At 69.2% G+C, this 15,298-nt stretch carries 13 protein-coding genes; 11 read left to right on the top strand and 2 right to left on the bottom strand.

Translation table 11 applies throughout. From position 1 onward, the window contains the following. The 7 genes from AC1DJN_RS05480 to AC1DJN_RS05450 all read left to right on the top strand — a co-directional run. Positions 1 to 745: metallopeptidase TldD-related protein (locus AC1DJN_RS05480; RefSeq protein WP_478038957.1), on the top strand; the 745-nt coding region annotated here is incomplete at its 5' end. Then, a complete protein-coding gene (locus tag AC1DJN_RS05475) occupies positions 745 to 1,452 on the top strand; it encodes a DUF4159 domain-containing protein (protein ID WP_025876014.1) in 708 nt (235 codons plus the stop codon). The genes AC1DJN_RS05480 and AC1DJN_RS05475, both read left to right, overlap by 1 nt. A 13-nt stretch (positions 1,453 to 1,465) precedes the next feature. After that, positions 1,466 to 2,449, top strand: coding sequence for an AAA family ATPase (locus AC1DJN_RS05470; RefSeq protein ID WP_025876016.1), 984 nt, complete (start codon positions 1,466 to 1,468; stop codon positions 2,447 to 2,449). Positions 2,450 to 2,456: 7 nt separating this feature from the next. Beyond that, positions 2,457 to 3,353, top strand: coding sequence for a DUF58 domain-containing protein (locus AC1DJN_RS05465; RefSeq protein WP_025876018.1), 897 nt, complete (start codon positions 2,457 to 2,459; stop codon positions 3,351 to 3,353). Continuing rightward, complete coding sequence (locus AC1DJN_RS05460; protein WP_032978383.1) at positions 3,350 to 4,471, top strand: BatA domain-containing protein; 1,122 nt, start codon at positions 3,350 to 3,352, stop codon at positions 4,469 to 4,471. Before AC1DJN_RS05465 ends, AC1DJN_RS05460 begins: the two co-directional genes overlap by 4 nt. Next, positions 4,468 to 6,633, top strand: coding sequence for a membrane protein (locus tag AC1DJN_RS05455; protein ID WP_032978386.1), 2,166 nt, complete (start codon positions 4,468 to 4,470; stop codon positions 6,631 to 6,633). Before AC1DJN_RS05460 ends, AC1DJN_RS05455 begins: the two co-directional genes overlap by 4 nt. After that, positions 6,630 to 8,435, top strand: a complete 1,806-nt coding sequence (locus AC1DJN_RS05450; protein ID WP_032978389.1) for a hypothetical protein — start codon at positions 6,630 to 6,632, stop codon at positions 8,433 to 8,435. The genes AC1DJN_RS05455 and AC1DJN_RS05450 overlap by 4 nt, the downstream gene beginning before the upstream one ends. 96 nt (positions 8,436 to 8,531) lie before the next feature. Here the strand turns inward: AC1DJN_RS05450 and AC1DJN_RS05445 are convergent, their stop codons facing one another. After that, positions 8,532 to 9,197: a hypothetical protein gene (locus tag AC1DJN_RS05445; protein WP_032978392.1), complete on the bottom strand. Its 666-nt coding sequence runs from the start codon at positions 9,195 to 9,197 to the stop codon at positions 8,532 to 8,534. Positions 9,198 to 9,234: 37 nt separating this feature from the next. Continuing rightward, positions 9,235 to 9,765: a hypothetical protein gene (locus AC1DJN_RS05440; RefSeq protein ID WP_478038956.1), complete on the bottom strand. Its 531-nt coding sequence runs from the start codon at positions 9,763 to 9,765 to the stop codon at positions 9,235 to 9,237. Between the two features lie 248 nt (positions 9,766 to 10,013). Here AC1DJN_RS05440 and AC1DJN_RS05435 point away from each other — a divergent pair, with 248 nt between their 5' ends. The 4 genes from AC1DJN_RS05435 (at position 10,014) to AC1DJN_RS05420 (ending at position 15,236) form a co-directional block, all read left to right on the top strand. Then, positions 10,014 to 11,234 carry a hypothetical protein gene (locus AC1DJN_RS05435; protein ID WP_478013553.1) on the top strand — a complete coding sequence of 407 codons (1,221 nt, stop codon included), beginning with the start codon at positions 10,014 to 10,016 and terminating at the stop codon, positions 11,232 to 11,234. A gap of 83 nt (positions 11,235 to 11,317) precedes the next feature. Further along, a complete protein-coding gene (locus AC1DJN_RS05430; protein ID WP_478038955.1) occupies positions 11,318 to 13,807 on the top strand; it encodes a DEAD/DEAH box helicase in 2,490 nt (829 codons plus the stop codon). Further along, complete coding sequence (locus AC1DJN_RS05425; protein ID WP_223497409.1) at positions 13,804 to 14,823, top strand: ribonuclease H-like domain-containing protein; 1,020 nt, start codon at positions 13,804 to 13,806, stop codon at positions 14,821 to 14,823. The genes AC1DJN_RS05430 and AC1DJN_RS05425 overlap by 4 nt, the downstream gene beginning before the upstream one ends. An 89-nt stretch (positions 14,824 to 14,912) precedes the next feature. Next, positions 14,913 to 15,236, top strand: a complete 324-nt coding sequence (locus AC1DJN_RS05420; RefSeq protein ID WP_025876032.1) for an I78 family peptidase inhibitor — start codon at positions 14,913 to 14,915, stop codon at positions 15,234 to 15,236. Positions 15,237 to 15,298 lie beyond the last annotated feature (62 nt).

Genomic DNA, 15,298 nt, shown 5'->3' with positions numbered 1-15,298 from the left:
CTTCAAGGCCGACCAGGACATCCGCATCGCCATGCGCAAGGCGACCGAGTCGCAGGAAGCCAAGGCACTGGAACCCGGCAAGTACACGGTGATCCTGGAGCCGGCAGCAGCCGCCGGCCTGATCAGCTTCATGATGAACTTCTTCAGCGCACGCTCGGCCGATGAAGGGCGCAGCTTCCTGTCGAAGAAGGGCGGTGGCAACAAGCTGGGCGAGCAGGTCTACGATCCGCGCGTGAACATGCATGCCGACCCGTGGCACCCGGACGCGCCGGTGCTGCCGTGGGACAACGAGGGCATGCCGCGTGAGCGCATCGCCATCATCGAGAACGGCAAGGTCGCCAACCTCGACTACTCGCGCTTCTGGGCACAGAAGCAGGGCAAGACCGCCAAGGCCACGCCCGGCAACCTGCTGATGAGCGGTGGCGAGAAGAGCACCGCCGAACTGGTGCGCGGCACTCAGAAGGGCATCCTGGTCACCCGTACCTGGTACATCCGCATGGTCGATCCGCAGACCGTGCTGCTGACCGGCCTGACCCGCGATGGCACCTTCTACATCGAGAACGGGCAGATCAAGCATCCGGTGAAGAACTTCCGCTTCAACGAATCGCCGGTGATCATGCTCAACAACATCGAAGAGCTGGGCAAGCCGGTGCGCGTGGCCGGTGACGAGTCCAACTTCGTGATGATGATTCCGCCGATGAAGCTGCGCGATTTCACCTTTACCTCGTTGTCCGACGCGGTCTGATGGATCGACGGGCCTGCCTGCGCTGGTTGGCCGCTGCCGCTTCGGCGGCGGCGCTGCCGGCATGGGCGCAGGCAGGCCCGCGCAGTTCGCGCTACGACTTCTGGTTCACCCGCCTGCAGTACGACTCCGGCGACTGGGACGTGGACGCGCGCATGCCGTCCAACCTGATCACCTCGCTGATCGACTACACCTCCCTGCGGGTGGACCCGCAGGAACGCGTGGTGGCGTTGGCCGATCCGCGCATGCTGGAAGCGCCGTTCTGCTACCTGGCCGGGCACACCCTGGTCGAGTTCAACGCGGCCGAACGGCAGAACTTCGTGCGCTACGTGCGCAATGGYGGCTTYGTYTTCGTCGACGACTGCAACCACGAYATCGACGGCCTGTTCGCCACCTCGTTCGAAGCGCAGATGGGCCGGCTGTTCGGGCCGAAGGCGCTGCAGAAACTGCCCAACAGCCACGCGCTGTACCGCAGCTTCTTCCGCTTCCCCGACGGCCCGCCCGCGACCAGCTTCGAGCTCAACGGCTGGGGCGATGACCTGGTGCACGACTACCTKAAAGGCATCGAGGTCGATGGCCGGCTGGGTCTGCTCTACAGCAACAAGGATTACGGCTGCGAGTGGGACTACGACTGGCGCAACAAGCGTTTCCTGGCCGAAGACAACACCCGCTTCGGCGTCAACATCGTGATGTACGCATTGAACAATTGAACGGACCACGCCCATGACCTCCCCCGACCTCGATTCCCTGCTGCCGCGCCTGCACGCGCTGCGCAGCGCCCTGGCCCACGCCGTGGTCGGCCAGCACACCGTGGTCGAGCAGCTGCTGATCGGCCTGCTGGCCGGTGGCCACTGCCTGCTGGAAGGCGCGCCGGGGCTGGGCAAGACCCTGCTGGTGCGCTCGCTGGGGCAGGCACTGGAACTGCAGTTCCGGCGCGTGCAGTTCACCCCGGACCTGATGCCCAGCGACATCCTGGGCACCGAACTGCTGGAAGAAGACCACGGCACCGGTCATCGCCATTTCCGCTTCCAGCAGGGCCCGATCTTCACCAACCTGCTGCTGGCCGACGAGCTCAACCGCACCCCGCCCAAGACCCAGGCGGCGCTGCTGGAAGCGATGCAGGAGCGTACGGTCAGCTACGCCGGCACGACCTACACGTTGCCGGCGCCGTTCTTCGTGCTGGCCACGCAGAATCCGATCGAACAGGCCGGTACCTACCCCTTGCCCGAAGCACAGCTGGACCGCTTCCTGCTGCATGTGCTGGTCGATTACCCCAGCGAGGAAGAAGAGCGGCAGATCCTCGAACAGACCACCGGCGGTGCCACGGAAAGCGTGCCTAAGGTGATGGATGCCGAAGCGGTGATCGCGCTGCAGGCGGCGGTGCGCCAGGTGCATGTCAGCCCCGACGTGCTGGCCTGGATCACCCGCCTGGTCCGCGCCAGCCGCCCCGGCGATGGTGCACCGGCAGCGATCAACCAGTGGGTGAAATGGGGCGCGGGTCCGCGTGCCGGGCAGTCGCTGGTGCTGGCCGCCAAGGCGCGCGCCCTGCTGCAGGGACGCTTCGCCGCCACCCGCGAGGATGTGCAGGCGCTGGCGGCACCGGTGATGCGCCATCGCCTGCTGCTGTCCTTTGCCGCCGAAGCCGAGCAGAAGCGGGCCGACGATGTGGTCGCCGCACTGCTGCAGGCCGTTCCCTTCCCGGGTTGATCCACTGGTGACCGCAGGCACGCCGCTGCTGCTGCCACCCGACCTGCGTGCGCGCCTGCGTGCGCTGCGCCTGCGGCCACGCCTGGCCAGCGGTGCGAGCGGCATCGGCCAGCATGCCAGCCGCAGCCGCGGCGCCGGCCTGGAATTCGCCCAGTACCGCGCCTACGAGCCCGGTGACGAACTGCGCCAGATCGACTGGAAGCTGTATGCGCGCTCGGACCGCTTCTTCGTGCGCGAATCCGAGCGCGAGAGCCCGATCACCGTCTGGCTGCTGCTCGATGCCACAGCCTCGGCGGGCCAGTCCGACCATACAGCGCCCGGACGCAGCCGCCTGGATCACATGCGGCAGCTGGCTGCCTGCGTGGTCGAGCTGGCGCTGCAGCAGGGTGATCGCTTCGGCCTGCTGGCGATCAACGGCGAAGGCCTGCAGCTGGTGCCGGCCGCGCATGGCGCGCGCCAGCGCGACCGCGTGCATCTGCAGCTGCATGCCCTGCAGGCGCGCGGCGCATGGCCGGCCGCAGAGCGGCTGCGACCGCTGTGGGAGCGCGTGCGCCCCGGCGATCTGCTGCTGGCCATCGGCGATGGCTTCGACGACGCGGGCATCGTGCTGCTGGAGCAGCTGGCCAGCGCCCGCCGCGAGGTGATGCTGCTGCAGGTACTGACGGCCGACGAGCGCGATTTCCCCTTCGACGCAGGCCATCGTTTCCGCGATCCGGAAACGGGCGATGAACTTCTCGGCGATGGCGCCGCGATCCGCGCCGACTACCTGCAGCGCTTCACCCAGGCGCGCGCCGCGCTGCAGTCGCGCCTGCAGGCCAGTGGCATCGCCTGCGCGACCGGTTGGCTGGATCAGCCGCTGGACCAGCCGCTGCAGGCGCTGTTCGGCCGCAGGGGCGGCGCATGAGCCTGCTGTTTCCGCTGGGCCTGGCGGCGCTGGCCGCATGGTTGCTGCCACTGCTGATCCACCTCGCCCGCCGTCATCCCTACACGCCACTGGATTTCGCTGCGCTGCGCTGGCTGCGCGCCCAGGTGCGACCGCGGCAGCGCATCCGCTTCGATGATTGGCCGCTGTTGCTGGTGCGCTTGCTGTTGCTGGCCGCACTGGCCCTGCTGCTGGCGCGCCCGGCGCTGACCGGTCCTGCGCCCGTGCCAGCAGCGTGGACGGTGGTGGCACCGGGCCTGGACGCGACCGCGCTGCGCGGCAGCACCGATGCGCGCAACTGGCATTGGCTGGCGCCGGGCTTCCCCACCGTCGACCAGCCAGCGCCGGCCAACGCTGCTGCCCTGCCCAGCCTGCTGCGCGAGCTGGACGCGCAGTTGCCGGCCGGCACCGCGCTGACCGTACACGTACCCGATCCCTTGCCCGGCCTTGATGGTGCCCGCCTGCAGCTGTCGCGCGAGGTGCAGTGGCAGCCACACGCGCTGGCCGTCACCGCGCCGCCACACACTTCCCAGGCACCACGCCTGCGTACGCGCAGCGATGCACCGGCCGCTGCGCTGCAATGGCTGGGCGCGTTGCAGCGCGCGTGGAGCACGCAACCATTGGCGGCCCCCTTGGCCGACGACGCGTTGCCTGCCCGCGGCGAGATCGGCGTATGGACCGCCACCGATGCGCTGCCTGGCACCTGGCAGCGCTGGCTGCAGCAGGGCGGCACGGTGCTGACCGCTGCGAAACCGCCAGCGGGTGCACCCGTACTGCTGCGCGATGCAGACAATGCACCGCTGCTGTGGCAGCAGCGCATCGGCCAAGGCCGCCTGCTGCATCTGCCCGGCGAATGGAACGTGGCCCGCAACAGTGCACTGCGCGATGACGGCCTGCCGCGCGACCTGCTGCAGGCCCTGCAACCGCCATCAACGCCGCAGTTGGGTGATGCGCAGGACCAGACACCACGCCAGGCGCCCCTGCCCGCCGCAACGCCGCCCCTGCGCGAACCCACCGCCTGGCTGCTGCTGGTGATCGTGCTGCTGTTCGCGCTTGAGCGCTGGATGGCGAGCAGCGCGCGACGCAGGGCCGCACCATGAAGACGCTGCAACAGGCATGGCAGCGCGCACGTCGACGCCGCGCGGCGATCACCCTGCTGCTGGGCCTGCCGTGGGCGCTGGCGTCAGCGGCACTCGCGCTGCGCGTGTCCGGTTTCGATATCGCCTGCGTCGTGGCGACCGTGGCCCTGCTGATCATTGCGGCCGCCGCGACGATGCGCGCCCGGCAGCTGGACCGACGCTGGTTGCAGCGCAGGCTCGATGCCAGTGGCGCCAGCGAAGACAGCGCCGATCTGCTGTTTGCCGATGGCGCTGCGCTCAACCCATTGCAACAGCGCCAGCGCACCCACGTGCTGGCTGCACTTGAACACAACCTCCCCGAGCTGCGACCACGCTGGCCACGCAGGGCAGTGGCGCTGTGCTGGATCGGCGGCATCGCCGTCGCCGTGCTGGCACTGGGCTGGCCGCACAGCGGCGCACCGCGCCCCACGGCGCCTGCCTCGCCGCAAAGCAGCACCAAGGCCGGTCCATTGCGCCTGCAGTCCACTCGACTGCGCATCGACGCACCGGCCTACACCGGCCAACCCACGCGTACGCAGAACGCACTCGACGCCAAGGTCGCCGCCGACAGTCGCCTGTCCTGGTCACTGCGCTTCGACCGTGCACCCAGCAACGCCTGGCTACAGTTCCACGACGGTCGACGCCTGCCGTTGCGCGAGCGCAATGGTGAATGGCAGGCGCAGGACGTAGCGCGTACCCCGGTGCTGTATCGCGTGGTCAGCGAACCGGCGCTGGCCGAAACCCGCCTGCATCGGCTCGACGTGGTCGCCGACCGTGCGCCGACGGTGCGCGTGATCGAGCCTGCCACCAGCCTGGTGCTGGGCACCCCCGGGCAACGGCAGTGGACGCTGCGCTTCGAGGCCAGCGACGATCATAGCGTCTCCCCACAAGCGACGCTGTCGATCACCATCACCCAGGGCAGCGGCGAGAACATCACCTTCGTACGCCGCAGCGTGACGCTCAGCGGCAGCGGCGAGGCGAAGGCACGGCGCTTTGCCCATACCCTTGATCTGGCCGCGCTGGGCGCACAGCCCGGCAACGATGTGATCGCCCAGCTGGAAGTGCGCGACAACCACGCGCCGGCGGCACAAATCGGCCGCAGCAGCAGCGTGATCCTGCGCCTGCCAAGCGCCGAGGCCGTGCTCGGTGCCGAACTGGAAGGCCGCATCAAGAAGACCCTGCCCGCGTACTTCCGCAGCCAGCGGCAGATCATCATCGACGCCGAGGCGTTGATCCGCGAACGCCGGAGCGTAGCCGCCGATACCTTCATCAAGCGCAGCGATGCGATCGGCGTCGACCAGCGCATCCTGCGCCTGCGCTACGGCCAGTTCCTGGGCGAAGAAAGCGAGGGCGCACCGAAACCACCGCCGACCAGCGACCTGCCCACCAGCGATACGCCAGCGGCAGACGCACACGATGACGATCATGAGCACGGTCACGGCGCCGAGGCCGGCGCACACGACGAGCACGGCCACGACCACGGTGGCGCAGCCAGCGGCAATGACACGCCACCGGTGTTCGGCAGCGCCACCGACGTGCTGTCCGAGTACGGGCATACCCACGACCACGCCGAGGCGGCGACGCTGCTTGACCCGCAGACACGCGCCACCTTGAAGGCCGCGCTGGACCAGATGTGGTCGGCCGAAGGCGAGCTGCGCCAGGGCCGCCCCGAGCAGGCCCTGCCGTTTGCCTACAAGGCGCTGGCGTTCATCAAGCAGGTGCAGCAGGCCGAGCGCATCTATCTGGCGCGCGTCGGCCCGGAGCTGCCGCCGATCGACGAGAGCCGGCGCCTGAGCGGCGACCGTGCCGGGCTGGCCAGCCGCGACCTGCCGCTGGCCGCGCGCACGCCGCCCGATCCGGCCGTCGTCGAGGCCTGGCAGCGATTGGGCGACGAGGACGGCACTCCCGATCTGGACATGCTGGCCACCTGGCAGCAGCGCAACAACGCGTTCCTGCCCGATGCACTGGACCTGGCCGCCGCCATCGAACAACTACGCATCGACCCCGGCTGCACCGAGTGCCGGCAGCGCCTGCGCGCGCAGCTGTGGCGCGCACTGCAGCGGCCACTGCCGCAGGTGATGCGACGCCGTGCGGCAGATGCCATGGGGCAGCGCTACCTCGACGCTCTGGAAGCACAGCCATGAGCACATCGCCATTGAACGTGTGGGTCGCAGTGGCGCTGGCGCTGATCGTGCTCGTCGCCAGTGCACGCCAGCTGCGTTCGCCCACGCAGAGGCGCGGCCGTCTTATCGCCGTGCTCACGCTGCAGGCGGCCGCCGCTGCGCTGCTGTACGTCTGCCTGCTGCCGCCCTCACAGCGCGCCTCCCTGGCCGGCCTGGTGGTGATCGGCGCCGGGGCCGACAAGACCGGTGCACTGCCCACCGGCGGCACCCGGGTGCTGCTGCCGGAAGCAACCGATATGGCCGGTGCAGCGCGCGTGCCGGACCTGGCCACTGCACTGCGCCGCTATCCGTCCTCCACGGTGACACTGATCGGTGCCGGCCTGGCCGCGCGTGACCGCGATGCCGCACTGCCCGCCGACACGCGCTGGCAGGCACCCCCTGCAGCCAACGGATGGATCGCCCTGCAGCCACCCGCGGACGCCGCTCCCGGTGCGCGCTTCGACGTGCACGCACAGGCACGTGGGGTAGACCGCGCGCAGGCCGAACTGCTGGACCCGGCCGGTGCGGTGGTCGATCGTGCACCGCTGGCGGCGGACGGCCATGTGCAGCTCAGCGGCATCGCCCGCGCCGAGGGCCGCAGCGTGTTCCAGCTGCGCCTGCTGGATGCGCAGGGCCATGTGGCCGACAGCGTGCCGGTGCCGCAGCAGACGCTGGCCGCCGCTCCGCTGCGCGTGCTGGTGCGCTCGGCTGCCCCCGGCGCCGAACTGAAGTACCTGCGCCGCTGGGCCACCGATGCCGGCATCCGCGTGCAGGTGCAGGCCGAGACCGGCGCAGGCCTCAGCCTGGGCGACGGCAACGTGGCGTTGGACGCCTCCACGCTGGCGCGCAGCGATCTGCTGCTGCTCGACGAACGCAGCCTGGCTGCGCTCGGTGCCGCTCAGCTGGCGGCCGTGCGCCAGGCCCTGCGCGATGGCCTGGGCCTGCTGGTGCGCAGTACCGGCGCGCCATCAGCCAGCGCACGGCAACGCCTGCGCGATCTCGGCCTGCCCGTGCAGGGCGATGCCAGCAGCCAGGTTGCGGCAATGCCCGGCGAGGGTGACGCGACGATGTTGCAGGCACGTCGCGGGCCGCTTGCCGCCGGCACCCTGCCCACCACTGATGGCGAAGACGCCGACCGCGCGTCGCACGCCGCGGCGCTGCCGGCGCTGGAGTACCTGGCGCTGCAGGCAGCCGACAGCCGCCCCCTGCTGCAGGATCGCGACAGCAAGCCCATCGGTGGGTGGCGCGCCGTCGGCAAGGGGCGCATCGGGCTGCTGCCCATCACGGACAGCTGGCGCTGGGTACTGGCCGGTCGCGAGGATCGCCACGGTGAGTTGTGGAGCACAGTGTTCGCCTCCCTCGCTCGCGCGCAGCCCGGTACCGAAGGACCGTGGTCGACACAGGCACTGGCCTGGGCCGGCGAACGGCAGTCACTGTGCGGCGTGCAGGCACCGCTGCGGGCCTTCGACGGACGCGGCGATGGCGTGCCGCTGATCGTCGACAGCACCACCGGCACAACACGATGCGCGGGCTGGTGGCCGCGCCAGGCCGGTTGGCAGCGCCTGCAGCACGGCGACCGCACGCAGTGGCGCTACGTGTTCGATCCGAAGCAGGCCCCTGCCCTGCACCGGCAGGCGATGATGGATGCCACCGCGCAGCGGCTGGCCACTGCGGCGCCAGCAACCGCGCAGGCGAGCCAGCGTGTACCAGGGCCGCGCTGGCCGTGGTGGCTGGCGTTCGTGCTGTGCGCATCGCTGCTCTGGTGGCTTGAGCGCCGACGCTGATCCCGGGGTTGATCCCGGGGTCGGATCCCTTTCGCCTGCGAAAAGGCCCTGATCCCGCCGATTGGATCGCGAACACCATCCACGCATGGCGTGGATCTACTTGCGCCGATACACACCGTTGAAGCGCACGTTCATGCCGCCGCACTCGCTGTTGTCGGCCACGATCAGCACATCGCCCAGCAGCTGCGCGTGCACCGTGCAGGTGTCCTCCACGAAGTCGACCTGGGCACCACGCGGTACTGCCTGCGCGCTTACCGCGCCGATGTTCGGGCCGCCCGGGCGTTCTGCCGGCGTCGGGTTGGCCGAGGGCCAGTAGGCATCGCCTTCCACGTGCAGGCGGCCGTCACGCACGCGGATGCGCAGGCCGTTGTCACTGTCCTTCCAGTCTCCCGACCAGGCCTGCAGCGTCGGCGCGGGTACCGGCAACGCCTGCAGCTTGCTGCGATCCACCCAGCCTGCGCTGCCACCCACCTTGTTCGGGAAGAACGCGCAGCGGTAGCGACCAAGATCACGCCCGGTCACCACCGTGTCGCCACTCACCACGTAGCTGCGCTGGCGGCAGGCGGGTTCGCCCTTGGCCGGGCAGCCGTCCATGTCGCCCAGCAGGAACAGGCGCGGCGTGCCCACCACCTTGGCCAGGGCAAAGCCCGATTGTTCCGAAGGGAACGCGCCATTACGGCACGAACCGCCATCGGTCAGGTCGCTGGCGGACGCGGCAAGCGGGCTCAGCGTTGCAAGCAGGAACAGGGTACGCAGCGGCATCCAGGCAGCCTCGAAGGGAAGGCCCGCAGGATAACGCCTACTTCTCCGGCGGTGCGCCGCAACCATCCTGCTGGGCGCAGAACTGCAGCGCGCGCCGTTGCTGCTCGGCGCTCAGTTCCGGTGGCGRCCGCGCGATGGCCGACTGGATCTGGTCCGGGCCACCCGTGATCTTGTTCAGGCCCTTGGCCGCGGCCATCACGCCCTTGACCACGCCCATCATGATGTAGCCACCGCCCATGCTGACCTGCTCGGGCGACGGCGGCTCACTCCAGTCGCGGCTGAAGCGGTTGTTCTCCGCGCGCATCGGGTTCTTGAAGCGGTACAGGTCCAGCGGCTGGTCGTCTTCGGGCTTGAGCGCGCGCACTTCGCCCAGCGTGGTCACGTTCCCCTGCGCAGGCGGCAGGACCACGGGCGCGTCATCAGCAGCGGGCGGCACGGCAGGCGCCGGTACGGGTTCAGGCGTGGGCAAGGGTACGGCCGCCGGCGTCGTCTGCTGCGCGTGCGCGATGCCCGCCAGCAGCACCGCGGCCAGAAGTGCTCCCTGCATTCCACGTCGTGCCACAGCCATCCACCCTGTTGGTTGCGTCCAGCAACCAAGGATACGGATGCAGGCTTCAGATTTCGTTGGAAGCGCCGCCGGCGTTCAGCTTGTGCCCGTCCTCACGGTTCCGCGCAGCCGCCACGCACCTTGCAATGATTTGCATTGCGCACGCCGAAGCATGCCATGAGCCTGCAGGCCCCTCTGAGCACCTTCACGCCGATGAGCCTGCCACCGCCCCGCTGCTGCGATCACTCACGCCTGCTGGGATGCTGCTGATGTCGCCCGCTGCGACCCTCCTCCTGCTTGCGGTGCTGCTGGCGATGCTGGTGGCCTGCTACCTGCAGTGGGCGTCGGATGCACGCGCTGCCCTGCACCTGCTGCGGCGCAATCCCCCCTCACGTCCGCTCACCGAAGATGAAGATGCTGCACTTGCCACGCTGCGTGCGCTCAGCGGGCGGACGCACGACACACAGGTGCGCGTGCTGTCGGGGGCTTTCAGCGGACCGTCTGGCTTCGGCAACCGCCCCTTCCATTCGGCCTGGCTCGGTGACGTTGCCGTGCTGCTGCCATTCGATGCCTGGCAGCATGTTGCCGTAGACAATCACGCAGAGGTCGTCCTGGCTGGCGACGCCGCTCTGGTAGTCCGCTTGAATGGATTCCACATTGTCGGTGCCCGGCACCGGGTGGCTGCCGAGGAAGCCGAGCATGCGGCCGCCTTCGAGGGACCACTGCAACGCAAACGGCGCATCGTGCGGCCAATTGCTGCGTGCGCGGTCCACGGACAGCGGCTGGAGACGGCGGCCGAAGTGGCGATGCGCCGGGGTGATGGCGTTCGCTGGCCGGGCATTGTCATCGCGCTGCTTGCGCTGGCGGCGCTGCCCGCGCTGCAGATCGACGTCGCGCTGTGGTGGCGGCTGTTGCTGGGTCTTCCGCTGTGCGCCGTGGCCGGCACCGCCGTGTGGATGGCATGGCCACGCCAGCGTGGCCCAGGTGCGCCGCAACCGGTTCTGCAGCTCAGCGGCAGGCTCAACAAGCTCATGCTGCACCCACACCATCCGCCCTGCTGGCTACTGGGCAGCGACCACCGCGTGCAGCTGCCTGCGGAGTGGCTGGCGTCCAAGCGTTTCCGTAGTGGGCAGCACCTCACACTGGATATCCGCCAATGCGATGGCATGGTCCTGGGCGCGGGCCGGGAGTGGTCCCTGGCCGAGGACCGTGTCCGGTTTTCCTCCGCTGGGGCGACGTGGAGCCTGGCATGGCTGGGGTTGATGCTGTGCGTACTGCTGTTCGGCGGAATGTTCATCGAACTGCCGGCGGGCATCTCCCGGCAGCACACCCGTGATGCGCTCAGGCTGATGCATGGAGTGTGGTGGCCGCTCACCGCCGCCACCGGGCTGTGGCATCTGGTGCAGGCCATCCATCGGTGGCGCCGGCACCTGCGGTGCCACGCACGGCGCAGCGCGGCACTGGCTGCACGCATGCCACCAACGCGCTGAATGGTTCACGCCGCCCGCTGCGGATGTCTCACATCGTGAGACCCATTTGTGGTGCCATGTGATCCCCTGAAAACCCACTTCCCATGGCCTACGAACTCGCCAAGCGCACCGCCGATGCGGAGCAGCAGCTCGCCACCCGCGATGGCCTGCCCGCGCGCGATGGCGCACTGCTCAGTGCACGCCTGCAGCGCCGCTACCAGGATCGCATCACCGGCAGCTTCGCCATTCCCGGCCGCGAAGGCCGCTATGCGCCGATTCCTGATTCCGTGCCACCGGCCCTGACTGCGGCACTGAAGGCACGCGGCATCGAGCAGCTCTACAGCCACCAGGCCGAGGCATGGGAGGCCAGCCAGCGTGGCGACCACGTCGCCATCGTTACCCCCACCGCGAGCGGCAAGTCGCTGTGCTACACCCTGCCGGTGGTCAGCGCTGCCATGCAGGACAAGGCCAAGGCGCTGTACCTGTTCCCTACCAAGGCACTGGCACAGGACCAGGTGGCCGAACTGCTGGAGCTCAACCGCGCCGGCGACCTCGGGGTGAAGGCCTTCACCTTCGACGGCGACACCCCCGGCGACGCGCGGCAGGCGATCCGCCTGCATGGCGACATCGTGGTCTCCAACCCGGACATGCTGCACCAGGCGATCCTGCCGCATCACACCAAGTGGGCGCAGTTCTTCGAGAACCTGCGCTACATCGTCATCGACGAAGTACACACCTACCGCGGCGTGTTCGGCAGCCATGTCACCAACGTGCTGCGCCGGCTCAAGCGCATCTGCGCGTTCTACGGGGTGCAACCGCAGTTCATCCTGTGCTCGGCCACCATCGGCAACCCGCAGGCGCATGCCGAGGCGCTGATCGAAGCACCGGTCACCGCCATCACCGAATCCGGTGCACCCAGCGGGCCGAAGCAGGTGCTGCTGTGGAATCCGCCGGTGATCAACCCCGACCTGGGCCTGCGTGCCTCGGCGCGCTCGCAGAGCAACCGCATCGCCCGCATCGCGATCAAATCCGGGCTGAAGACGCTGGTGTTCGCGCAGACCCGGCTGATGGTGGAGGTGCTGACCAAGTACCTGAAGGACATCTTCGATCACGATCCGCGCAAGCCACCACGCATCCGCGCCTACCGCGGCGGCTACCTGCCCACCGAGCGCCGCGAGACCGAGCGTGCGATGCGTGCCGGCAACATCGACGGCATCGTCAGCACCTCGGCGCTGGAACTGGGCGTGGATATCGGCAGCCTGGACGTGGTGRTSCTCAACGGYTACCCCGGCAGCGTGGCKGCCACYTGGCAGCGCTTCGGCCGYGCCGGRCGCCGCCAGCAGCCCGCACTCGGCGTGATGGTGGCCAGTTCGCAGCCACTGGACCAGTACGTGGTGCGCCATCCGGACTTCTTCGCCGAGGCGTCGCCGGAACACGCACGCATCGCGCCCGACCAGCCGTTGATCCTGTTCGATCACATCCGCTGCGCGGCGTTCGAACTGCCGTTCCGGGTCGGCGATGGCTTCGGCCCGATCGATCCTGAGGTGTTCCTGGAAGCACTGGCCGAAACCGAGGTCATCCACCGCGAAGGCGAACGCTGGGAGTGGATCGCCGACAGCTATCCGGCCAACGCGGTCAGCCTGCGCGCGGTGGCCGATGGCAACTTCGTGGTGGTCGACCGCAGCGATGGCCGCCAGCAGATCATCGCCGAAGTGGACTACTCCGCTGCAGCGCTGACCCTGTACGAGGGCGCCATCCACATGGTGCAGTCCACGCCCTACCAGGTGGAAACGCTGGACTGGGAAGGCCGCAAGGCCTACGTCACCCGCACCCACGTGGACTACTACACCGACAGCATCGACTTCACCAAGCTCAAGGTGCTGGACCGTTTCGATGGCGGCGTGGCCGGCCGCGGTGATTCGCACCATGGCGAAGTGCACGTGGTGCGCCGCGTGGCCGGTTACAAGAAGATCCGCTACTACACCCACGAGAACATCGGCTACGGTCCGGTCAACCTGCCCGACCAGGAACTGCACACCACCGCGGTGTGGTGGCAGCTGCCGCAGGCGCTGCTGCTGCGCGCCTTCGCCAGCAAGCAGGATGCGCTGGATGGGTTCCTCGGCGCCGCCTATGCACTGCACATCGTAGCCACGGTGGCGGTGATGGCCGATGCGCGCGACCTGCAGAAGTCGGTGGGCAACGGCGATGGCACCTGGATCGCGATTGCCGACCAGAGCGGGCGCGGCCAGCTGCGGGGCAGCGATGGCGAGCCTGGCGCGGTGGAACTGCTGCAGGAATTCGTGCCGACCGTATACCTGTACGACAATTTCCCCGGTGGCGTCGGCCTGAGCGAGCCGCTGTGGCAGCGCCAGGCCGAGCTGGTGCAGCGCGCGCGCGAACTGGTACAGCGCTGCGACTGCAAGGCGGGTTGCCCGGCCTGCGTCGGCCCGGTGCTGGCCGCGCAGGAACAGGATGAAACCTCGCCGCGTGCGCTGGCGCTGCGCGTGCTCGACCTGTTCGATGCGCAGGCCTGCCAGCAGGTGGCCGATGTGGTGGTGAGCACGCGCGACCCGATGGAGCTGATCGCCCCGTGAGCCTGAGCCTGGACAAGCTGCGGCTGCTTCGCAAGCAGGCGGGTGACCCGAAAGCAGCCACGCCTGCCGCGCCGACGCAGCAGACGCCGCCGGCACTGATGGCCGCCAACGATGCGCGGCAGCCACCGGCCGAGCGTTCGGTGTTTGCCTGGGTGGAACAGGAGATCCGCCACAAGCCGACCGGCACCGCCACCACCACGCCTGCGCCGGCAACACTGCGACGGCCCGAGGTCGGCAGCCTGCATCGCCTGCTCGGCATGCGCTCGCGGGGTGGCCCTGCGCCGGCACGCGCCAGCGCGCAGGATCGCCAACTGCCCGGCAACGAGATTGCGCCCGGCCTGTTCCTGATCGAGTCACTGCTGCCGCAGCCGATTCCCGCCATGCCGCTGTCGCTGGCCTTCGCCAAGCGCGAGGGTGAGCACGTGGCTGCGCGCGACCTGCTGTTCTTCGATACCGAGACCACCGGCCTGGCCGGCGGCACCGGCACCCGCGCCTTCATGATCGGCGCCGCCGACTGGCATGTGTGCCCGCAGCGTGGCGAAGGCCTGCGCATCCGCCAGCTGCTGATGTCGACGATGGCTGCCGAGGAGGAGATGCTGGCCGCTTTCGCCAGCTGGCTGCAGCCGCATACCGTGTTCTGCAGCTACAACGGCCGCAGCTACGACGCCCCTCTGCTGAAGACGCGCTATCGGCTGGCCCGCCAGGCCGATCCCATCACCGCGCTGGACCATGTCGACCTGCTGTATCCCACTCGCCGCCGTTACCGCGGTACGTGGGAGAACTGCAAGCTGTCCACCATCGAGCGGCAACTGCTGCGCGTGGTGCGCGAAGATGACCTGCCCGGCTCGGAAGCCCCCGCCGCATGGCTGCGTTACCTGCGTGGCGGTGATGCGGTGAATCTGCGCCGGGTGGCCGACCACAACCACCAGGACGTGGTGACCCTGGCCCTGCTGCTGCAGCGGTTGGTGCGGGAAGAGCAGCGCGAACGGGAGACCCTGGCGCTGGTAAGCGGATGAACGGAGAGGGCGGATCCAGGCCGCGTTGACATCACTGACACAGGGCTCGGCGACACTGCCGCTACTGAACACCACCCAGGAGTACTGCCATGCGTCGATCCCCCCTGCTGCTGCTTGCGGCCATCCTGCCGCTGGCCGCCTGCAGCCATGCCGGTGGCAACGCCTCCGCCGATGCCGGCAGCCTGCCAGCCAAGGTGTCCGATGGTCCGCAGGAGTGCCGCCCCGAGGCGCTGGACGCATTCACCGGCAAGACCGCCGACGAAGCGACGATCAAGAAGCTGGTGGCCGACAGTGGCGCGCGCAACGCACGCGTGGTCAAACCGGGGATGGCGGTGACCATGGACTTCCGCCAGGACCGGGTGACCGTGCAGGTGGACGCACAGAACCGTATCGAGCGCGCCAGCTGCGGTTGATGGGGAGCGCCGGGCCCTGCCCGGCGGATTCCATTCGCATACGCGCAGCTGCGGGCGCCGGG

This window comes from Stenotrophomonas sp. 05L414_2 (assembly GCF_056397905.1).
Note: the sequence above shows the minus strand (reverse complement) of the source record. Positions and strands in the feature narration are given on the sequence as shown.